19 protein-coding genes are annotated in these 19,543 nt (G+C 69.4%); 14 read left to right on the top strand and 5 right to left on the bottom strand.

The window, feature by feature from the left end:
- Positions 1-22: 22 nt before the first annotated feature.
- Positions 23-688 carry an HAD family hydrolase gene (locus AC5592_RS22160; protein ID WP_036501835.1) on the top strand — a complete coding sequence of 222 codons (666 nt, stop codon included), beginning with the start codon at positions 23-25 and terminating at the stop codon, positions 686-688.
- Here the strand turns inward: AC5592_RS22160 and AC5592_RS22165 are convergent.
- Positions 645-3,206, bottom strand: a complete 2,562-nt coding sequence (locus AC5592_RS22165; RefSeq protein WP_063065318.1) for an ATP-binding protein — start codon at positions 3,204-3,206, stop codon at positions 645-647. The two genes, AC5592_RS22160 and AC5592_RS22165, sit on opposite strands and share 44 nt — an antisense overlap.
- A 168-nt stretch (positions 3,207-3,374) precedes the next feature.
- Here AC5592_RS22165 and AC5592_RS22170 point away from each other — a divergent pair, with 168 nt between their 5' ends.
- The 6 genes from AC5592_RS22170 (at position 3,375) to hisG (ending at position 8,891) form a co-directional block, all read left to right on the top strand.
- The gene (locus AC5592_RS22170; RefSeq protein WP_232329494.1) at positions 3,375-4,331 is read left to right on the top strand and encodes a HalD/BesD family halogenase; all 957 of its coding nucleotides are present in this window, start codon (positions 3,375-3,377) and stop codon (positions 4,329-4,331) included.
- 28 nt (positions 4,332-4,359) lie between these two features.
- Complete coding sequence (locus AC5592_RS22175) at positions 4,360-5,169, top strand: class I SAM-dependent methyltransferase (protein ID WP_198163911.1); 810 nt, start codon at positions 4,360-4,362, stop codon at positions 5,167-5,169.
- Complete coding sequence (locus AC5592_RS22180) at positions 5,166-6,980, top strand: choline/carnitine O-acyltransferase (protein WP_063065319.1); 1,815 nt, start codon at positions 5,166-5,168, stop codon at positions 6,978-6,980. The genes AC5592_RS22175 and AC5592_RS22180 overlap by 4 nt, the downstream gene beginning before the upstream one ends.
- A gap of 27 nt (positions 6,981-7,007) precedes the next feature.
- Positions 7,008-7,598, top strand: coding sequence for a GNAT family N-acetyltransferase (locus AC5592_RS22185; protein WP_232329495.1), 591 nt, complete (start codon positions 7,008-7,010; stop codon positions 7,596-7,598).
- A gap of 85 nt (positions 7,599-7,683) precedes the next feature.
- Positions 7,684-7,947, top strand: a complete 264-nt coding sequence (locus AC5592_RS22190; RefSeq protein WP_030518144.1) for a phosphoribosyl-ATP diphosphatase — start codon at positions 7,684-7,686, stop codon at positions 7,945-7,947.
- Positions 7,948-8,039: 92 nt separating this feature from the next.
- A complete protein-coding gene (hisG, locus tag AC5592_RS22195; protein WP_036501811.1) occupies positions 8,040-8,891 on the top strand; it encodes an ATP phosphoribosyltransferase in 852 nt (283 codons plus the stop codon).
- Positions 8,892-8,912: 21 nt separating this feature from the next.
- Here the strand turns inward: hisG and AC5592_RS22200 are convergent, their stop codons facing one another.
- Positions 8,913-9,776, bottom strand: coding sequence for a RecB family exonuclease (locus tag AC5592_RS22200; protein WP_063065320.1), 864 nt, complete (start codon positions 9,774-9,776; stop codon positions 8,913-8,915).
- An 83-nt stretch (positions 9,777-9,859) separates the two neighbouring features.
- Between AC5592_RS22200 and AC5592_RS22205 the strand changes: the two genes are divergently transcribed.
- Positions 9,860-10,693 (top strand): tRNA (adenine-N1)-methyltransferase, encoded by an 834-nt coding sequence (locus AC5592_RS22205; protein WP_036501807.1) that lies wholly within the window; start codon positions 9,860-9,862, stop codon positions 10,691-10,693.
- Positions 10,694-10,811: 118 nt separating this feature from the next.
- Here the strand turns inward: AC5592_RS22205 and AC5592_RS22210 are convergent, their stop codons facing one another.
- Positions 10,812-11,300, bottom strand: a complete 489-nt coding sequence (locus AC5592_RS22210; protein ID WP_498974572.1) for a WKL family lipoprotein — start codon at positions 11,298-11,300, stop codon at positions 10,812-10,814.
- A gap of 281 nt (positions 11,301-11,581) precedes the next feature.
- Here AC5592_RS22210 and arc point away from each other — a divergent pair, with 281 nt between their 5' ends.
- Positions 11,582-13,342 carry a proteasome ATPase gene (gene arc, locus AC5592_RS22215; RefSeq protein WP_036501801.1) on the top strand — a complete coding sequence of 587 codons (1,761 nt, stop codon included), beginning with the start codon at positions 11,582-11,584 and terminating at the stop codon, positions 13,340-13,342.
- A 63-nt stretch (positions 13,343-13,405) separates the two neighbouring features.
- On the opposite strand, the gene AC5592_RS22220 is transcribed toward arc, so the two are convergent.
- Positions 13,406-14,137: a peptidylprolyl isomerase gene (locus AC5592_RS22220; RefSeq protein ID WP_371507397.1), complete on the bottom strand. Its 732-nt coding sequence runs from the start codon at positions 14,135-14,137 to the stop codon at positions 13,406-13,408.
- A gap of 82 nt (positions 14,138-14,219) precedes the next feature.
- On the opposite strand from AC5592_RS22220, the gene AC5592_RS22225 reads away from it, so the two are divergent.
- Positions 14,220-14,939 carry a TIGR00266 family protein gene (locus AC5592_RS22225; protein ID WP_232329496.1) on the top strand — a complete coding sequence of 240 codons (720 nt, stop codon included), beginning with the start codon at positions 14,220-14,222 and terminating at the stop codon, positions 14,937-14,939.
- On the opposite strand, the gene AC5592_RS22230 is transcribed toward AC5592_RS22225, so the two are convergent.
- The gene (locus AC5592_RS22230) at positions 14,936-15,463 is read right to left on the bottom strand and encodes an NUDIX hydrolase (RefSeq protein ID WP_036501797.1); all 528 of its coding nucleotides are present in this window, start codon (positions 15,461-15,463) and stop codon (positions 14,936-14,938) included. The two genes, AC5592_RS22225 and AC5592_RS22230, sit on opposite strands and share 4 nt — an antisense overlap.
- 106 nt (positions 15,464-15,569) lie before the next feature.
- On the opposite strand from AC5592_RS22230, the gene AC5592_RS22235 reads away from it, so the two are divergent.
- The 4 genes from AC5592_RS22235 to AC5592_RS22250 all read left to right on the top strand — a co-directional run bounded on the left by AC5592_RS22235 (position 15,570) and on the right by AC5592_RS22250 (position 19,526).
- Entirely contained in the window at positions 15,570-16,319 is a 750-nt protein-coding gene (locus AC5592_RS22235; RefSeq protein WP_036501795.1) for a LamB/YcsF family protein, read from the top strand.
- Positions 16,316-16,948 carry a 5-oxoprolinase subunit B family protein gene (locus tag AC5592_RS22240; RefSeq protein WP_036501793.1) on the top strand — a complete coding sequence of 211 codons (633 nt, stop codon included), beginning with the start codon at positions 16,316-16,318 and terminating at the stop codon, positions 16,946-16,948. The genes AC5592_RS22235 and AC5592_RS22240 overlap by 4 nt, the downstream gene beginning before the upstream one ends.
- Positions 16,949-16,965: 17 nt before the next feature.
- Positions 16,966-17,826 carry a 5-oxoprolinase subunit C family protein gene (locus AC5592_RS22245; protein WP_063065321.1) on the top strand — a complete coding sequence of 287 codons (861 nt, stop codon included), beginning with the start codon at positions 16,966-16,968 and terminating at the stop codon, positions 17,824-17,826.
- A gap of 128 nt (positions 17,827-17,954) precedes the next feature.
- Positions 17,955-19,526 carry an ArnT family glycosyltransferase gene (locus AC5592_RS22250; RefSeq protein WP_232329497.1) on the top strand — a complete coding sequence of 524 codons (1,572 nt, stop codon included), beginning with the start codon at positions 17,955-17,957 and terminating at the stop codon, positions 19,524-19,526.
- The last annotated feature ends 17 nt before the right edge of the window (positions 19,527-19,543 follow it).

The following is a 19,543-nucleotide window of genomic DNA, read 5'->3' on the forward strand; positions in this document are numbered from 1 at the left end:
GGAATCGGAAGGAGAGCTCCGGGTGACTGTGGCCGCCGTGCTGTGGGATATGGACGGCACCCTGCTGGATTCGGAGAAGCTCTGGGATATCGGCGTGCGCGAACTCGCCGAGGAACTCGGCGGCCGGATGACCGACGCCCTCCGGCACGCGCTGATCGGCGCCGACGCCCGCAACGCGCTGCGGATCCTGTTCGACGGACTAGGCCTGGAACTCGACCCGGCGGCGATGCTGGCGGCGGGACAGTGGCTCGAGCGCCGGGTCACCGAACTGATGGCCGGGCCCATTCCGTGGCGGCCCGGTGCTCAGGACGCGCTGGCCACGCTGCGGACGGCGGGTCTGCCGGCCGCGCTGGTGACCAACACCAAGCGATCGATCACCGAGCTGTGCCTGGAGACGCTGGGTCGTCACATGTTCGACGCCTCGGTCTGCGGCGACGAGGTCGACAGCGGCAAACCCGCGCCCGATCCCTATCTGCGCGCCGCGCGGTTGCTCGGCGTCGCACCGGAAGATTGTGTGGCCGTGGAGGATTCGCCGACCGGCTCGGCCGCGGCGCTGGCCGCCGGATGCCGGGTGCTGGTGGTGCCGTGCGAAATCGCGGTCCCGTCGCGGCCCGGACTCGAATTCCGCGAATCGCTGGTGGGCCTCACCGTCGACGAGCTGGCCCTGGTTCACGCGGGCGCTCGCTGACACGAGTCACCGCGCTCGTCGGCCCCGCGGACTCGGTGCGGTACCGCCGCGGACGCGGTGTGTGTTCGGCGCGGGCGCGGCGCTCGGGCGGCACCCGCGGTGCGATGTCGGCGCGCGAAGTCACCGCGAGCTTCCGCAGGACGGCTGCGACCTGAGCGTCCACCGTGCGCGCCGAACTGCCGCGTCGCGCCGCGATGTCGCCATTGGTCCAGCCCGCCGCCGCCAGAGCGGCGACCTCCTGTTCGGCCCGGGTCAGTAGATCCCATTCCGGTGCGTGCGGGCGGGCCGGGCGCTCGTCCGGCGCAGCGATATCGCAGGCGAGTCTGCTGATCTCGGTCAATGTCGGGCACATCTCGGTGCCCTCGCGGTAGGCGGCGTCGAAGGCGCGCGGACCCGATAACCGCCGCATCCCGTCGGCCGCGCGGTCGGTTTCCGCCACGAAGGGTCGCAGCTGGGCGATCTCGACGCCGAGCCGGCGTCGCAGCGCCGCCGCGGCGCCGAGCAGTCGCGCGATCTCCACGGCCGTCGCGCGGGGCACGGCCGGAGGGCGCGCGTCGAGGGTCAGCCGCGCCAGTGCCCACGCCCGCGCGTGGACCGACCACACCACACCCCACGTGTCGCGGGTCGCGACCTGCCGGGCCAAGGTGGCGGGCGCGGCCGCGGCGGCCCACCGCGCGTCGCCGTGCAAGGTTTCGGCGATGATGCGCGCGATCTCGGCCCACGACTTCGCCCAGTCCGCACCCGAATCCGCCGCTTCGAGGTGGCGGGCGGTCACGGCGAGAGCCTGCTCGGGCGTACCGAGGAAGGCGGCGGCGAGTGCCTCGAACAGCGCGCTGATCGCCGCGTGCCCGTAATCGGCTGCGGTGGTGAACATTTCGCGAGCACGGGAGAGGAGCACCAGTGCGCGCACATCCTGATCGACGAGCATCAACCGGCAGCCCAGGGTGAATACCACCGGGGCGGGCAGCGGAACGTCGGCGGTGGGGTCGGCGGCCAACCGTGCCCGTGCCGCCGGCTCGGGCACCGCGGCCGCCACGCAGCGGTCGAGCAGCTCCTCCGCCTCGCCGGGCTGCCCCTGGCACAGGCAGATCCAGGCGATCGTGGCCATCGCGCGGATCCGCAGTGGCTCGGGCGCGGATTCGGCGACGGCCAGGGTCTTCTCGGCGCGACGCCGTGATTCGCGCAACGAACCCCGGAAGAAGGGCACATGCAACGCGATCATCCCCAGTGCGATCTCCAGCCCGGCCACCGCGTCGTCGGGCGAGTCCAGGCTGCGGTCGATGGCGATCAGCAGGTTGTCCCACGACGCGCGCGCCCACTGCGGCAACCGGCCGTCGCCGTCGTCGGAACTGGTGATCCGGTCGCGGTAATAGCGGCGGTGCCGGTCCGCCAGCCGCCGCGGCTCACACGGATCGCGTTCGGCCAGGCGCTCCCGGGCGAACAGCCGCAGACTCTCCAGCAGCGAATAGCGCACCTCGCGGGCGCTCAGATGCACGGTGACCAGCGATTGGTCGGCCAGTCGTTCGAGCAGTTCCTCGACCTCCGCGGCGGCCGGCTCCGCTGCGGAACCGTCGGAGGTGTCGAGGCCGGAACAGACGGCCACGATCGCGTCGAGGTCGGCGCCCACCTCGAGACCCGAGTCGTCGTCGGCGTCGGCGGGATTGACGTCGTATCCGGGTGCGAAGACCGACATCCGCTCGAACAGCAGCCGTTCGCGCGCGTCGCACAGTTCGAACGACCACGCGATCACGTCGGTGATACCGCGATGCCGGGTGTCCGCGCCGACCAGAGTGGCGGGCGGCCAGTGCAGGCGGGTGTCGCCGGCCCGGCCGTCGAGATCGCGCAGGATCACGGCCGGCGGCCGCCGCCGCAGCCGGGCCGCCGCGAGCCGGATGTGCAGCGGGTAGTGGTGCAGATGCCGGCAGATGGAGGCCACCGTGCCGGCGCTGTCGGGGCTCAGCACGGTACCGGTCAGCGCCGCGCGCTTGTGGAACAACTCCACGGCCTGGCGCTGCGTCAACGGCGGGAGCGGTAGGAGCTGCTCGTCGATCCAGCCGAGGGGGCGACGGCTGGTGGCCAGCACCGTCAGGCCCGGCACCGTCTCGATCAGCTCGGCGATCACCTGTCCCGCGCCGTCGGTGACGTGTTCGCAGTTGTCCATGACCAGCACCGGTGGCGCGGCGGCGGCAGTGAGGGTATCGCTGAGCGCGGGCCAGGGATCCCGCCCGGAGAAGTCGTGATCGACGACCGCGCGCACCACTTCCTCGGCCACGCCGGCCGCGTCCGTCCCCGCCGCCAGGCGCGCCAGACGTACCCAGTGCACGCGTCGCCCGCCGGTCCGGGGCAACCGGTGCACGGCCTCGGTGACCAGGCGAGTCTTGCCCAGCCCACCCGCGCCGATGACCGTGATCAGTCGCGCGGGCCCGGACAGCAGGGTGGCCAGCCGCCCCAGTTCCGGTTCGCGGCCGATGAATTCGTCGGAGGTGGTCGGGACGGTGCCCACCCGCAGTGGCGCCATCTCGCGACCCTACCGCCCGTGCGCGCCGGCCGGGCGGGCAGCGGTGCGCCGCGGCGTTGTGGTCGCGAATATCGCTGGCGCACATGGTTACTCGAGGGTTTGTGAGGTTTCCCAATGATATCCGGGAATCTGCTGTGCGATGGCGTCCGGCAGGTCACAATGATCTTCATGGCGGCGACAGGGGGTTGTGGCAACGTGGGTGAAATGGGCCGGGGGAGCGGTGAAACGGCTGGGGGAGAGAGCACTTCGGAACGGCTGGGTGGTGCGGCCGGACCGGCTTTGACCGCCGTCGTCGACACCGAGCGCTATCCGCTGGACGCACCCGGCAGCGCGCGGTGGGACGAGGTGGTGCGCCGAGCGCGCGAGGACCTCGCCGCCGACGGCTGCACCGTCCTGCCCGGCTTCGTGCGCCCGGACCTGCTGGCCACGCTGCGCGAGGAGGGCGCCGAACTCGCCCCACACGCCTACTACACGGTCCAGAAGGTCAACGCGTACAACATTCCGCTCGACAGCGACCTGCCGCCCGACCACCCGGCCACGATCGTGCTCGAGCGCGGAAACGCCTTCGTCGCGCGGGATCTCATTCCCCGGACCGCGGTGATCCAGGTGCTCTACACGAGTGCGGCGTTCCAGCGATTGGTCGCCGAATGCTTCGGTCTGCCGCAGTTGCACGAATACACCGATCCGCTGGCGGGGTTGTGCCTCAACGTGGTTGCGCCCGGCATGTCGCATCCGTGGCATTTCGACACCAACGAATTCACGGTCTCGATGCTGACCCAGGAGCCGGACGCGGGCGGGGTCTTCGAATACTGCCCGCGTATCCGCACACCGGAATCGGAGAATCTGGCCGATGTACGGGCGGTGCTCACCGGATCGGGTGAGCCACTCATCCGGCGGCTCACACTGCGCCCCGGCGATCTGCAATTGTTCCAGGGCCGTTTCTCCCTGCACCGCGTCTCACCGGTGGAGGGCGCCACCCAGCGTCACAGCGCGATCTTCGCCTACAGCGACCGCCCGGGCATCGTGGGCGCGGTCGAACGCACCCGGCAACTGTTCGGGCGGGTTCTGCCGGACCATCTGGCCGCGGCGGGCAATGCCGTACGCGGCGACCGACTTCTCGACTGATCACCCGTTCGACTCAGGAGGATCGCCCGTGACGGTTTCGATGCACAGCACCGGAAAAGCCTCGTTCGACGATATCTACGACCGCCCCGATCCGAGCGCCTACTGCCGCCGGATGGCCGAATTGGACTACTGCATACCGGAATTGGCGAAGCCCGCTTTCCTCGAACTGTTCGCCGACTACGAGGCGCACACCGGTACCGCGCCCACCGTCCTGGACCTGGGCTGCTCCTACGGGGTGAACGCGGCGCTGCTGCGCTTCGGCACCACCGTCGCCGATCTGGCCGAGCACTACGGTGATGCCGACACCGCCACCTGCATCGCCCGCGACCGCGCCCGCCTGGCCGCCGACGACCGGCTGCCCGCGATCCGCTTCATCGGCATGGACGCCTCCGCACCGGCGCTGGACTACGCGGCCGCCACCGGACTGCTGCACGAAACCGTCCACGCCGATCTCGAGGCGGGCGATCCCACCGAGGCGCAGCGGAAGATCATCGGTTCGGCGGATCTGGTGATCTCTACGGGCTGCGTCGGTTACGTCACCGGCCGCACCCTCACACGGGTGGCCCGCGCGCACGGTACCCGGCTACCGTGGATGGCACACTTCGTCCTGCGGATGTACGCCTTCGAACCGATCGCAAGCGAGCTCGCCGCCCTGGGGTACCGGACCGAACGCCGTCCCGGCACTTTCCGGCAGCGCCGCTTCGCCTCCGCGGCCGAACAGCAACAGGTACTGAATACGTTGACCGCCAACGGAATCGATCCGACCGGCTACGAATCCGACGGCTGGCTGCACGCCGAACTGTACATATCCACACCGACCCCCGAGGACCGCCCGTGACCGACCGTACCTTCGCCTTCGACGATCAGCTGCCGCGCGTGCCGCTGCCCACGCTCGACGACAGCTGTGCGCGTTTCCTGCAGTGGTCGCGGCCGCTGCTGTCGGAGGACGAATACGCCGATACCGAGCGCGCCGTGGCCGATCTGCTGCGCGCCGACGGTCCGGCCCGGATCCTGCACGCCGATCTGGAACGGTTCGACAGCAGCCCCGGCGTCGGCAGCTGGCTCGACGAGTTCTGGCCCTCGCGTTATCTGGGCCGTCGCGACCGGATCGCGGTCAACGCCAACTTCTTCTTCCTGTTCCGCGACGACACGCCACTGGCGCAGTCCACTTCGGATCAGCAGGCCGAGCGCGCCGCCGCGCTGATCACCGCCGCGGTGAACTACAAACTGCTGCTCGATCGGGAGGAGATCCCGCCGGTCGTGCAACGCGGAGCGCACTTTTCGATGGCGCAGAACAAATTCCTGTTCTCCGAGACCAGGATTCCGGGCGATCCGCAGGACAGCGTGCGCGTGCCCTACAGCGACGAATGGCCCGGCCCGTCGCAGGCGCGTCACATCGTGGTCTTCCACCACGGCGCCATGTTCCGGATGGAAGTCATCGGCGCCGGCGGTGCGCCGCACGCCCCGGAGGACCTCGCCGACGGACTGCGGGCCGTGCTCAAGGCGGCGCCCGAGCAGCTGCCGGTCGACTCCTCGGCCGGGCATCTGACCACCATGGCGCGCGCCGAATGGGCCGGTGTGCGTGCCCGTCTGCTCGATGATCCGGTGAACGCGGCGGCACTGGAGTCGATCGAAACCGCGCTGTTCTGCGTCTGCCTCGACGATGTGACCCCGGCCGATCAGCTCGCGGCCGGCGATCAGCTGCTGCACGGCGACAGCGGTAACCGGTGGTTCGACAAGGCGGTCTCGCTGATCGTCTTCGCTGACGGCAGCGCCGGTATCAACGTCGAGCACTGCGGACTCGACGGCACCACCATCCTGTCGTTCGTCGACCGGTTGCTCGAGGCTCCGGCCGGCGAGCATGCCGCGCAGTCGGGGGCGCAACCGCAGGGACTGCCCTCGGTGGAGCCGATCGAATTCCGGCTCGACGATCGGTTGCGCGGTGAGATCTCCTCGGCCGCAGCCGCGTTCGCGCAGTTCGTCGCCGACAACGCCACCACCACGGTGTCGTTCGACCGCTTCGGTACCGGCCGCGCCAAGAAACTCGGCATCTCGCCGGACGCCTTCGCGCAGTTGAGCTATCAGCTCGCCCATCAGCGCAGCAAGGGGATGATCGGGGCCACCTACGAATCGATCGCGACCCGGCAGTATCGCAACGGCCGCACCGAGGCGATGCGCGTGGTGACCCCGCAGATCCTGGAATTCGTTGCCGCCATGGATGATTCGTCGGCCGATACGGCGACGAAACTGGCCGCCGCCCGGGCGGCCGCGACCGCCCACGTGGAGCGCGCCAAACAGTGCCAGCGCGGTGAGGCGCCGGAGCAGCATCTGTGGGAGCTGCAGTGGGTGCAGCGCCGGCGCGGCGCCGAACTGGGCGCGACCGAGCCGATGCCCTTCTTCGACAGCCCGGGCTGGATCATCACCCGCGACGACTACCTGAGTACGAGTTCGGCGCCCTCGGCGAATATCGAATACTTCGGTTTCGGCTGCACCAGCCAGAAGTGCATCGGCATCGCCTACGTCCTGCTGCCGGACCGCTGGAACATCTACCTCGCCACGCCGAAATCCGTTGCGGAGCAGATGTATCGGTTTGCGGACGAACTGCGGACCGCAGTGTCCGAACTGGAGGGACTGCTCGCTTCGGCCTGATCGGAGGGCATTGCTAGCCTCGTTCCCGTGGTCGACTCGGTGATGCCGCAGTTCGCCTGGCACCAGGTGACACCGGCGGATTTCGCGCTGCTGGGACATTGGCTGGCGCAACCGCATGTGCGGCGGTGGTGGCATCACGACTTCGACGCCGCCTCGGTCGAACGCGATTTCGGCCCGACCGCGCGCGGGGAGGTGGCCGCCGAGGATCTGCTCGTCAGCGCCGACGGTGAACCCGTCGGGCTGGTGCAGCGGATCCGCTGGGCGGATTGGCCCGAGTACGTGGAGCAGATGCGGCCGATCCTCGAGGTGCCCGGCGAGGCCGTGTCGCTGGACTATTTGATCGGCGAGCCGGGGCGGGTGGGTCGCGGCCTGGGTTCGGCGATGCTGCGCGCGGTCGTCGCGGCGAGTTGGGGCGATTATCCGCGCGCCGACTGCATCGTCGTCCCCGTCGCGGCGGCCAACCGCGCGTCCTGGCGGGCGCTGGAGAAGGCCGGTCTGCGCCGAGTCGCGGCAGGGGAGCTGCCGCCGGACAACCCGATCGATGACGGATGGCATTACATCTATCGCATCGATCGTCCCCGCGAGGCTCCGGCGGCATCGGCGCCCTCCGGACGGTGACCGCGCGCACACCCGCGGCAACCGCGGGGCCCGCGCCGATAACCGATTGCGGGACATATGCGGTCGTCTGAAAGAATGGCCTCCCGTGAAGACTTTCGAAACCCTGTTCGCCGAGCTGCAGGATCGTGCGGCCAACCGTCCGGAAGGTTCCGCAACCGTGGCGGCATTGGACGCCGGGGTCCACGCGCAGGGCAAGAAGGTGATCGAAGAGGCCGGTGAGGTGTGGATCGCCGCCGAACACGAGACCGACGAACAGCTGGCCGAAGAGATCTCGCAGCTCCTGTACTGGGTGCAGGTGCTGATGGTGGGCCGCGGTCTGCGGCTCGAGGACGTGTACCGACATCTGTGACGGGTGAGGCCCGGGCCACCACGGCTTCCGGGCGACACGGTTCGACCGCTCCCTGACACATCTGTCCGCCACCCGTCCCGAAAGGACACCCCATGCTTCGCGTCGCAGTCCCCAACAAAGGCGCTCTGTCCGAATCGGCCGTCGAAATTCTCACCGAGGCCGGCTACCGCAAACGCAGCGATTCGCGCGACCTGTCGGTGATCGACAATGCCAACCAGGTCGAATTCTTCTTCCTCCGCCCGAAGGACATCGCGATCTACGTCGGGTCGGGACGCCTGGACCTCGGCATCACCGGCCGCGACCTGGCGCTGGATTCCGGCGCCCCGGTGCAGGAGCGCCTCGGCCTCGGTTTCGGCCGCTCCACCTTCCGCTACGCCGCCCCCGCCGGTCGCGAATGGAAGGTCGAGGACCTCTACGACAAGCGGATCGCCACCAGCTACCCGAATCTGGTGCTGCGGGATCTGCAGCGCCGGGGGATCGAGGCCGAGGTGATCCGCCTCGACGGCGCGGTGGAGATCTCCATCCAACTCGGCGTCGCCGATGCCATCGCCGACGTGGTCGGCTCCGGCCGCACCCTGCGCCAGCACGATCTGGTCGCCTTCGGCGATTCGCTGTGCGATTCGGAGGCCGTGCTGATCGAGGCCACCGGTTCCGATCACAGCGACAAGGTCCGCAACCAGCTCATCGCCCGGGTCCAAGGCGTGGTCTTCGCCCAGCAGTATCTGATGCTGGACTACGACTGCCCGAAGGATCTGCTGGACCGCGCCGCCGCGATCACGCCCGGGCTGGAGTCGCCGACCGTGTCCCCGCTGACCGATCCGGACTGGGTCGCCGTGCGCGCGCTGGTGCCCCGCAACCAGGGCAACGGCGTGATGGATCAGCTGGCCGAACTCGGTGCCAAGGCGATCCTGGCCACCGATATCCGTTCCTGCCGCGCCTTCTGACGTCGACGGACGGCGTCCCGGTCACGGGTGCGGCACCGTGGCGGCGGCATCGTCCGGCCAGCCCGGATACGGCGGCGGGGTACCGCCGTAGGCCGGGCACAGGGAGCGGTACTCGCAGAATTTGCAGCTCCATCCGGGCCGCGGCGGGAAATCTCCGTCGCGGCCGGCGGTGGTGATCGCCGCCCACAGGGCCGACACGATGCGCTCGAACCGGACGAGTTCGTCCGCGTCCGGCGCATAGGTCAGGATCTGCCCGTCGCGCAGGTACAGCAGCCGCAGCTGGGCCGGGACCACTGCGCGGGTGCGGTACATGATCAGCGCGTAGAACTTCAGCTGGAACAGCGCCTTCTGCTCGGCATCGGGCGCTGGAGCGCGGCCGGTCTTGTAGTCGACGACCCGCAACCGGCCGTCCGGCGCGATATCGATGCGGTCGACATAACCGCGCAGCGGCGACCCGTCCGCCAACCGGACCTCCACCAGCGATTCGCAGGACTCCGGGTCGAATCCGGTGGGATTCTCGAGGTGATAGTAGTCGCGGACCAGGCGGCTCACCTCGTCGAGAAACGGTGGGAGACCGCCTTGTTCGAGCACCACCTCGATCTCGGGGCGATCTGCCAGCAAACGCTGCCACGCCGGCTCCACCAGCGCCGCGGCGCGCTCCGGAACGCGTTCACCACTGGGTAGCCCGTACAGCGATTCCAGCACCGCGTGCACCACCGTTCCGCGCACGGCGTCGCGGCCGGGAGTTTCCGGAATGCGGTCGATGGCGCGTAATCGGTATTTGAGCGGACATTGTTTGAAATCGATTGCCCGCGAGGGCGACAACGCCGGTCCGCGGGAAACGGCCGGTAATTCGGGCGGGGTCGCCGTCGGTGGTGCGGACATACCTGGCAGGCTATCGGCGGGTACCGACACATTCCGCGGCGCGTTACCGCCGCCGGAAATGACGCACAGGAGAACGGAGATTCATGACGGCCAGACGGACCGGTCCATTCGCCACGGGGGACCGGGTGCAGCTGACCGATGCCAAGGGCAGGCAACACACCGTCGTCCTGGAGCCGGGCAAGGAGTTCCACACCCACAAGGGACCGATCCGCCACGACGAGCTGATCGGCGCCGACGAGGGCAGTGTGGTCCAATCCGCCAACGGCACACCGTATCTCGCGCTGCGGCCGCTGCTGGTCGACTACGTGCTGTCAATGCCGCGCGGTGCGGCCGTCATCTATCCCAAGGACGCCGCGCAGATCGTGCACGAGGGTGACGTGTTCCCCGGAGCGCGGGTGCTCGAGGCCGGCGCCGGATCGGGTGCGCTGACCTGCTCGCTGCTGCGCGCGGTCGGCCCGAACGGCAGTGTGCGCTCCTACGAGATCCGCGAGGACCACGCCGAGCACGCCGTCCGCAACGTCGAGCGATTCTTCGGCGAACGGCCGGACAACTGGACGCTGACCCTCGGCGACGTCGCCGACTACGACGGCGAGCAGGTCGACCGGGTGGTGCTGGACATGCTCAAACCGTGGGATGCGCTGCCGGCGGTGTCGCGCGCGTTGATCCCCGGCGGGGTCCTGATCGTCTACGTCGCCACCGTCACGCAGCTGTCGGAGGTCGTGGAGGCGCTGCGCCAGCAACAGTGCTGGACCGAGCCCCGGTCCTGGGAGTCGCTGGTGCGGCCGTGGCATGTGGTCGGCCTGGCGGTGCGCCCCGAGCACCGCATGCAGGGGCATACGGCCTTCCTGGTGAGTGCCCGGCGCCTCGCCGACGGCGTGGTGGCACCCAAACCGCAGCGGCGGCCCTCCAAGGGCTGAGCGGGCGACTCAGGCCTCATCCCTCCGCTTCGCCGTGCTCGGCTCGATCGGCAGCCTCCTACCGACGACGCGGCCCCGGTTCGCGCCTGGCGAAACCGGGGCCGGTGTCGTGCCGCGATCAGGGCTGGCAGGGCGCCATACCCATGGCCAGGATCTGGCAGGCGGAGGCGTCCGACAGCTGCCAGCCGGCGGCCGAGTGCTGCCAGGTCATCGGCATCGGGCCCGCCGGGCCGTGCGGCGAGGTGATGGTGACCTGGCCGGTGGCCTGGTCGCCCTCGGTCTTGATGTCGGCGACGGTGAAGGTGATGGTGCCGTAGTTGGCCAGTCCCTTGGTCATGGTGTCGATGTTGGCGGCGCGCTTATCCCCTCCGACCACCAGTTTTTCCTTCTCGGCGGTCGGCTTGGCCGGATGCACGAAACCGTTGAGGGTGGCCTGCAGCTCCTCGGCGGTGGGGGCGGGCGCGGCGGTGGCGCTCGTCGCGGCGGCCGCGGCCGAGGTGGCCGTGGTGGCGCTCGTCGGCGTGGAGTCCTGGGAATTGTCGGACCCGCATGCTGTCATAGCGGTAACGGCGAGCGCGGCGAACGCGGTAGCCGTAGCAAGACGCAACCGGCGCGAACCGGAAACACCGGCGGTCCGCGTGGCGTTGCTCCCGGTGCGGATACTGCCACCGAAGGGAGTAACGCTGTGGCGGGTAGGAAGGAGCATCGACTAGACCTTTCGGTTCGGTCCGGCGAATTCGCTCGCCGAATGCAGGTTAGGGCAGGCTAACATGGTGGCCCGGGCCGGTAGACCGCAGCTGAGATGTGATCACGACGAAACCATGTCGGAAAGCGAGAACGGTTCGCGCCCGGTAGCGTTGATAGACCGGGACTGGGAGGAGCAGCATCATGAGCCCCATCGAGAATTCGGATTCGGCGGCCTGGAGAGAACTCGAGGTGGTACGCGCCGAGGCGGCTGCACTCCGTAGGCAACTCGCCGACTCGCCGGATCGTTCAAGGGAATTGGAAGCTCGTATCGATTCGCTGACGATTCGCAACACCAAACTGATGGACACCCTCAAGGAGGCTCGTCAGCAGTTGGTGGCGCTGCGTGAGGAGGTCGATCGGCTGGGCCAGCCGCCCAGCGGCTACGGCGTGCTGATCGGTGTGTACGAGGATCAGACTGTCGACGTGTTCACTTCCGGACGCAAGATGCGCCTGACGTGCTCGCCGAACATCGACACCTCGGAACTGCACTACGGACAGACCGTGCGCCTGAACGAGGCGCTCACGGTCGTCGAGGCCGGCACCTTCGACCGGACCGGTGAGATCGGCACCCTGCGCGAGGTCCTCGACGACGGCCGTCGTGCCCTGGTCGTGGGGCACGCCGACGAAGAACGCGTGGTCTGGCTGTCGGGCCCGCTGTCGGCGCTGGTCGACGCGGACGACGTCGAAGATCCCAACGCGCCCGTGCGGCGGTTGCGCCCGGGTGATTCGCTGCTCGTCGACACCAAGGCCGGATTCGCCTTCGAGCGCATCCCCAAGGCCGAGGTCGAGGATCTGGTGCTCGAAGAGGTGCCCGATGTCGGTTACGAGGACATCGGTGGCCTGGGCCGCCAGATCGAGCAGATCCGCGACGCGGTGGAGCTGCCGTTCCTGCACAAGGATCTGTTCCGCGAGTACGCGCTGCGCCCACCCAAGGGTGTGCTGCTCTACGGTCCGCCCGGCTGCGGTAAGACGCTGATCGCCAAGGCGGTCGCCAACTCACTGGCGAAGAAGATCGCCGAGGCGCGCGGTGAGGACGCCAAGGAGGCCAAGTCCTTCTTCCTCAACATCAAGGGTCCCGAGCTGCTGAACAAGTTCGTGGGCGAGACCGAGCGCCACATCCGGATCATCTTCCAGCGGGCTCGTGAGAAGGCCTCCGAAGGCACCCCGGTGATCGTGTTCTTCGACGAGATGGACTCGATCTTCCGCACCCGCGGTTCGGGTGTGTCCTCGGATGTGGAGACCACGGTCGTGCCACAGCTGCTGTCGGAGATCGACGGTGTGGAGGGCTTGGAGAACGTCATCGTGATCGGTGCGTCCAACCGCGAGGACATGATCGACCCCGCGATCCTGCGGCCCGGCCGCCTGGACGTGAAGATCAAGATCGAGCGTCCGGATGCCGAAGCGGCACAGGACATCTTCTCCAAGTACCTGACCGAGCAGCTGCCGCTGCACGCGGACGATATCGCCGAGTTCGCCGGCGATCGCGCCAAGTGCGTCCAGGCGATGATCGAGCGGGTCGTGGACCGGATGTACGCCGAGAGCGAGGACAACCGCTTCCTCGAGGTCACCTACGCCAACGGTGACAAGGAGGTCCTGTACTTCAAGGACTTCAACTCCGGCGCCATGATCCAGAACATCGTGGACCGTTCCAAGAAGTACGCGATCAAGTCCGTGCTGGAGACCGGCAATCCCGGTCTGCGCATCCAGCATCTGTTCGATTCGATCGTCGACGAGTTCTCCGAGAACGAGGACCTGCCCAACACCACCAATCCTGATGACTGGGCACGTATTTCGGGTAAGAAGGGCGAACGGATCGTCTACATCCGGACGCTGGTTACCGGTAAGAACGCTTCGGCGAGCCGGGCGATCGATACCGAATCCAATACGGGTCAGTACCTCTAGGAGTACCGCACACACACGAAGGCCGCGCCCGCATCGCGAGCGCGGCCTTCGCCGTATCCGGTGTCAGCGCCGGGCAGTGGCCACCGAGTCGAGCACAATATCGGTGGCCGGTGCGCCGTCGCCGGATCCGTCCTTCACGCCGCCCGCGGCGATGTTCTGCAACACGTCCATACCGCCGGTGATCCGGCCGAACGGGGTGTAGTTGGGCGGCAGTTTGCTGTCGGAGTAGACCAGGAAGAACTGGCTTCCGTTGGTGTTGGGGCCGGAGTTGGCCATCGCGACCGTTCCCGCCGGGTAGGTCGCACCGGCGAGGTTCTCGTCGCCGAACCGGTAGCCGGGACCGCCGGTGCCGGTGCCGGTCGGGTCACCGCACTGCAGCACGAAGATGCCCTCGGTGGTCAGGCGGTGGCAGCGGGTGTGGTCGAAGTACTGTTCGCCGGCGAGGAAGGCGAACGAGTTGACCGTATGCGTCGCGTGCGCGGAGTCGAGGGCGACTGTGATGGTTCCGCAGTTGGTTTCCAGCGTCGCGGTGTAACCGGCATTGGGGTCGATGGTCACCGCGGGTTCGGCCGGCCACTGCTTGCCGTTGGGCGCAGCGTCGCCGGGGGTCATGCAGCCGGGAGCCTGGGTGTGCAGTGGCAGCGGGGCGGCCACCGCGGTCGTGCCGCCGGCCAGCAGCGCGATCGCCGCACCCGCCGCCGCCAGGCCGCTGCGCACCGGCAATCTGCGCGATCTGCGGTCGCGTCGGGCGGAGTGGTCGAGATCGGACTGCGAGTGTGGGAAATCGATATGCACCGGGGCGGGCCTCCGACATTCGTCTCGTGATTCGGTTCGGTCGCCCGGCATCATCGCACGCCCGCCCGCCGGGTGCGGGTGAATGGGACATCCCGCCCCCGGCGCTGCTAACGTCGCGGCCATGCAGGTGGTGTTGCGGCATAATCCGTCGTCCACGGTGGCGCGATGTTTTCTCGCCGGCGGGGAGCCGTTGCGTGCGGAAACCGGTGCGATGGTGGCCCATTCGGCCGGTGTGAGCCTGGCCGCGAAGGCCGAGGGCGGATTCCTGGCGGGGCTGAAGCGTTCCGTGCTGGCCGGCGAGTCGTTCTTCGTGTCCACGTTCACCGCGCCTCCGCAGGGCGGCTGGGTCGATGTCGCGCCGGCGTTACCCGGTGACATGCTGGCGCTGCCGATCGCGCCGGACCGCCCGTACTTCATCAGCCGCGGCGGCTGGATCGCCAATTCCCATGGCGTGCAGGTGGAAGCGAAGTGGGGCGGGTTCGCCAACATGTTCGGCGGCGAGGGCGGATTCGGCCTGCGCGCACAGGGGCAGGGCGAGGTCGTGGTCGGCGTCTTCGGCGCCATCGACGTGATCGATCTGCAGCCGGGTGAGTCGGTGACCATCGACTGCGGCCACGTGGTGGCCTACGACCTCGCGTTGAAATTCGGTATCCGCCGGGCGGTTTCGGGTCGTTCACTGCAATCGATCACGTCGGGCGAGGGGCTGGTGTTCGACTTCACCGGCCCGGGCCGGGTGCTGCTGCAGACCCGCAACCCGGGCGCGTTCGCGGCGTGGGCCGGTGCGGTCACCTCGTCCGGTTAGGGCCGATCACGCGGGTGCAGCAGGTCGCCGATCAGGACTCGGGTGTCGGGGACGAACGGCCAGCCGGGGTCGCTCAGATGCTCCCACAGCTGGGCGTCGGTCCACCACCAGCCCGCGGCGATCTCCTCGGCCTGGACGGTGATCGGCCCGTCGGAGCGGATCTCGTAGGCGAACAGATGGCACCGCATCGGGCGGCCCGCCCAGCTGCCGTCCCAGGACACCCGGGCCAGCGGCCGTGGGTCCGCCGGGGCCGCAACGATTCCCAGCTCCTCGCTCAGCTCGCGCGCCGCCGCGGCGGCGGGATCCTCCCCGGGGGCCAGCACGCCGCCGGCCAGACAGTCGTGCATTCCGGCGAACACCATCTTCGTATCGGTCCGCCGATGGACGTAGATGCGCCGCCCGTCGAGCGATCGCACCAGCACGCCGGCACTGGCATGCCACAATCCTTCGGCATACACCTCGGCGCGTTCGGCACTGCCGGTCTCGTTGCCGTGGCCGTCGTAGACGGCGATGACCTCACCCATTCCCGCCACCCTAGGCGGTGGGCGGGGGAGAATGCGCCCACGGTGGCGTATCGGCGGCGAGCGCGGACGATGGTGGTAGGACAACGGCGAGGCGAGGTGATGCTCCGTGGTGATCGATCTGAACAGCGATCTCGGGGAGGGGTACGGTGCGTACACGATGGGCGACGACGAGGCGCTGCTCGACGTCGTGACCAGCGCGAATATCGCCTGTGGTTTCCATGGCGGGGATCCGGTGATCATGCGGCGCACGTGTGATCTGGCGGTCGCGCACGGGGTGCGGATCGGCGCGCACATCTCCTATCGCGACCTCGCCGGATTCGGCCGCCGCGAGATGGCGGTGTCCCCGGACGAGTTGACCGCCGAGTCGATCTATCAGATCGGCGCACTCGACGGCTTCGCCCGGGCGGCCGGCGATCGGGTGCGCTATGTGAAACCCCATGGTGCGCTGTATCACTCGGCGGCGTCCGATCCGGCCGCGGCCGAGGCGGTGGTGGCGGCGCTGCTCACCTTCGGCGAGTTGAGCCTGCTCGGGCCCGCCGACTCGGAGCTTGCTCGCGCCGCGGAGGCTGCCGGAATCTCGTTCCACGCGGAGGGTTTCGCCGACCGCGCCTACACCCCCGAGGGCAGGCTGGTGCCGCGCGGGCGCGCCGGTGCGGTGCTGGCCGCGGAAGCGGCGCTGGGGCAGGCGGTGTCGATCGCCGTGGACGGACACGCCCACACGGTGGCCGGCGACCCGGTGCGGGTCGAGGTGCGCAGCCTCTGCGTGCACGGCGATTCGCCCGATGCCGTCCGGATGGCGCGTTCGATCCGGCAGTCGCTGCTGGACAAGGGCGTCGAACTACGGAGCTTCACATGAGCGCGGTGACCGTGCGGCCCGCGGGTGACCGCGCGCTGCTCCTCGAACCGGCCGACGCCGCCCAGCTGCCGCTGCTGCTCGACCACCTGCGGCGCGCACCGATCGACGGGGTGGCCGACCTGCTGCCCGCCGCTCGGACCGTCCTGCTCACGCTGTGTCCCGGCATCGACCCGGCGGCGATCGAATCACGCGTGCGCGCACTGGATCTCGCGCCGGGCGCCGATTCCGACCACGCGGCCGAGGCGGAGACGGTGATCGTTCCGGTGTGCTACGACGGGCCCGACCTCGCCGATGCCGCCGGACATCTGGGTGTCACGCCCGGGGAACTGGTCGAGCGGCATACCGGTGCGCAGTGGCGGTGCGCCTTCCTCGGTTTCGCGCCCGGATTCGGCTACCTGCACGCACCCGACGCCGGACTGTCGGTGCCGCGGCGCCCGCAGGCACGCACCACGGTCCCGGCGGGTTCGGTCGCCCTGGCGGGGGGATACAGCGCCGTCTATCCACGCAGCTCGCCGGGCGGCTGGCAGATCATCGGCCGCACCGACCTGGTGCTGTGGGATGTGGCGCGGCCGGAACCGGCGCTGTTGCGTGCGGGTACCCGCGTCCGATTCGTGGCGGTGGATCGGTGAGAGCCCCGGCGGTGCGGATGCGGGTGCTCGAGGCGGGCGCGCTGAGCACCGTGCAGGATCTCGGGCGGCCGGGATGGTTCCACGCCGGGGTCGGGGTCTCGGGGGCCGTGGACCGCCGGGCGCTGCGGCTGGCCAACCGCCTGGTGGGCAATGCCGAATCGGCGGCGGCGATCGAATGCGTGCTGGGCGGGCTGAGCGTGGAATTCGACGCCCCGGCGGTCGTGAGCGTCACGGGTGCGCCGGTGCCGATCAGCGTCGGCGTGCGAGCGGAACCTCCGGCTTCGGTCCTGTTCGTCGCGGCAGGGCAGCGGGTGCGGATCGGCATGGCCGAGGCGGGTCTGCGCTGCTATCTGGCGGTGCGCGGTGGGATCGCGGTGGAGCCGGTCCTCGGCTCGCGCAGCCGCGACACCATGGCGGGCCTGGGTCCGGAGCCGTTGCGCCGAGGAGACACCCTGCCGGTCGGTGCCCCGCCGCGCGGCTGGCCGACCGTCGAGATGGCGCCTGTCGCGCCGCTCACTCCGGGGACGCTGCGGGTGCGCGCCGGGCTCGGACCGCGCGCGGACTGGTTCCACAATCCCGCCGATCTGTTCACCGGCGCCTGGGCAGTCTCCACCGACACCGACCGGATCGGTGTGCGCCTGGACCGCCGCGGCGACGCCCCGCCGCTGCGTCGAATCGACGACGCCGAATTACCCACTGAGGGAATGGCTTTGGGGGCGATTCAGGTGCCTCCCGCGGGGCGGCCGGTGGTTCTGCTGGCCGACCGGCCGATCACCGGGGGCTATCCCGTGGTGGGCACGGTGATCGACGACGATGTGGATCTGCTCGGTCAGGCCCGGCCCGGCCAGTTGATCGAATTCTGTTCCTGGCAGCCCTGATCCGCCGCGAGGAGGGGTCGGTATACCTCTCGAGGTGGACAGCGGATCGGTCTGCGGGGCGACTCCCCGGCGGCCGGAAACCGATACGTTCGCAGACGTCCCCCGAAATCCGCTCCAGGAGTGTGCCGGTGACCGATGTGTACGAGTCCGACACCGGAGCGCGCAGCGCGACCGGATCGACCGGAGCGCGCAGCGCGACCGAATCGGCCGCGATCGCACCTGTCGCGTGGCCCGTGGTCGCGCCGATCGCCGCCCTCGGCGGCGCGGCGCTGCTGTTCGCGGCCTCGAAGTACGGGTATTTCGGCGACGAACTCTACTTTCTCGCCGCCGGCCGCCGGTTGAACTGGGGTTACGCCGATCAGGGCCCGATGCTGCCGCTGCTGGCCCGGATCATGGACACGCTCGTCCCCGGCTCCTATCCGGCGTTGCGCATCCCCGCGGTGCTGATCACGGTCGCGGCGATCGTGCTGTGCGCCATGATCACTCGCGAATTCGGCGGCGGCCGCAGCGCGCAGGCACTGGCCGCCCTGTCCTACGCGTGCTCGCCGTTCCTGCTGCTGCAGGGCTCGATGCTGACCACCAATACCGTCGATACCGCGCTGTGGGTGCTGATCACCTGGCTGGTGGTGCGGTGGGTGCGGACTCGCCGCGACGCCCTGCTGCTGATCGCCGGCCTCGTGACGGCGGTGGATCTGCAGGTCAAATGGCTGATTCCCTTCTTCTGGATCGCGCTGGCCGTGAGTTGTGCGGTCTTCGGTCCGCGTGAGTTGCTGCGCCGTCCGCTGCTGTGGGCCGGTGCGGGACTCACCGTGTTGTCGGCGGTGCCGCAGGTGATCTGGCAACTGCGCCACGGCTGGCCGCAACTGGCGATGGGCGCCGAGATCGCGTCCGAACAGGCGATCATCGGCGGTCGCCTGCTGTTCGTGCCGATCTCGCTGATCCTGGTGGGCGTTCTCGGCGTGCCGGTCCTGCTGGGCGGGTTGTGGGCGTTGCTGCGCTGGAAACCGTTGCGGCCGTACCGTTTTCTGGGCGTCACCCTGATCGTGGTCGATATCGTCTTCCTGATCACCGGCGGGCGGGTGTATTACCCGGCCGGGATGTACGGGGTGGTGCTGGCGGCCGGCGCCGTCGCGCTGGTGGACTGGATGCGGAAGCGGGCGGCGGTCGGTCGCCGGATCGCGGGTGTCGCGACTCTGGTGGTGACGGTTGCGGCGTTGGCCACCATCGTGACGTCGCTGCCGTGGCGTCCGGCCGCGGCGATCGAGCCACCCCGAGACGATGTCTCGGCGGCGATAGCGATCGGCACCTACGGGCAATTCGGCTGGCCGGAACTCACCGCGGCGGTGACGACGGCCTATCGCGGGCTGCCCGCCGCGCGCCGCGACCGCGCCGTCGTGGTCACCGACACCTACTGGCAGGCCGCCGCCCTCGACCACCTCGGCCGCGCGGACCTGCCGGCCATATACAGCCCCAGTCGTGGCTTCGGGTACTTCGGCGCCCCGCCCGACAGCGCCGAGACCGCCCTGATCGTCGGCGGTGACGAGGCGGACCTGCACGCCCGGTGCACCTTCCTCACCCCGGTCGGCAGGGTCGACACCCGCCTCGGCTTCGTCGGCAACACCCGCGATGTCACCATCTACGACTGCACCGGCCCGAAGCGGCCGTGGTCGCGGATGTGGCCGGAATGGATGCACCTGTAGCGCGCTAGTGTTTTCGC

The organism is Nocardia violaceofusca NBRC 14427 (genome assembly GCF_963869435.1).
Lineage (GTDB): Bacteria > Actinomycetota > Actinomycetes > Mycobacteriales > Mycobacteriaceae > Nocardia > Nocardia aobensis.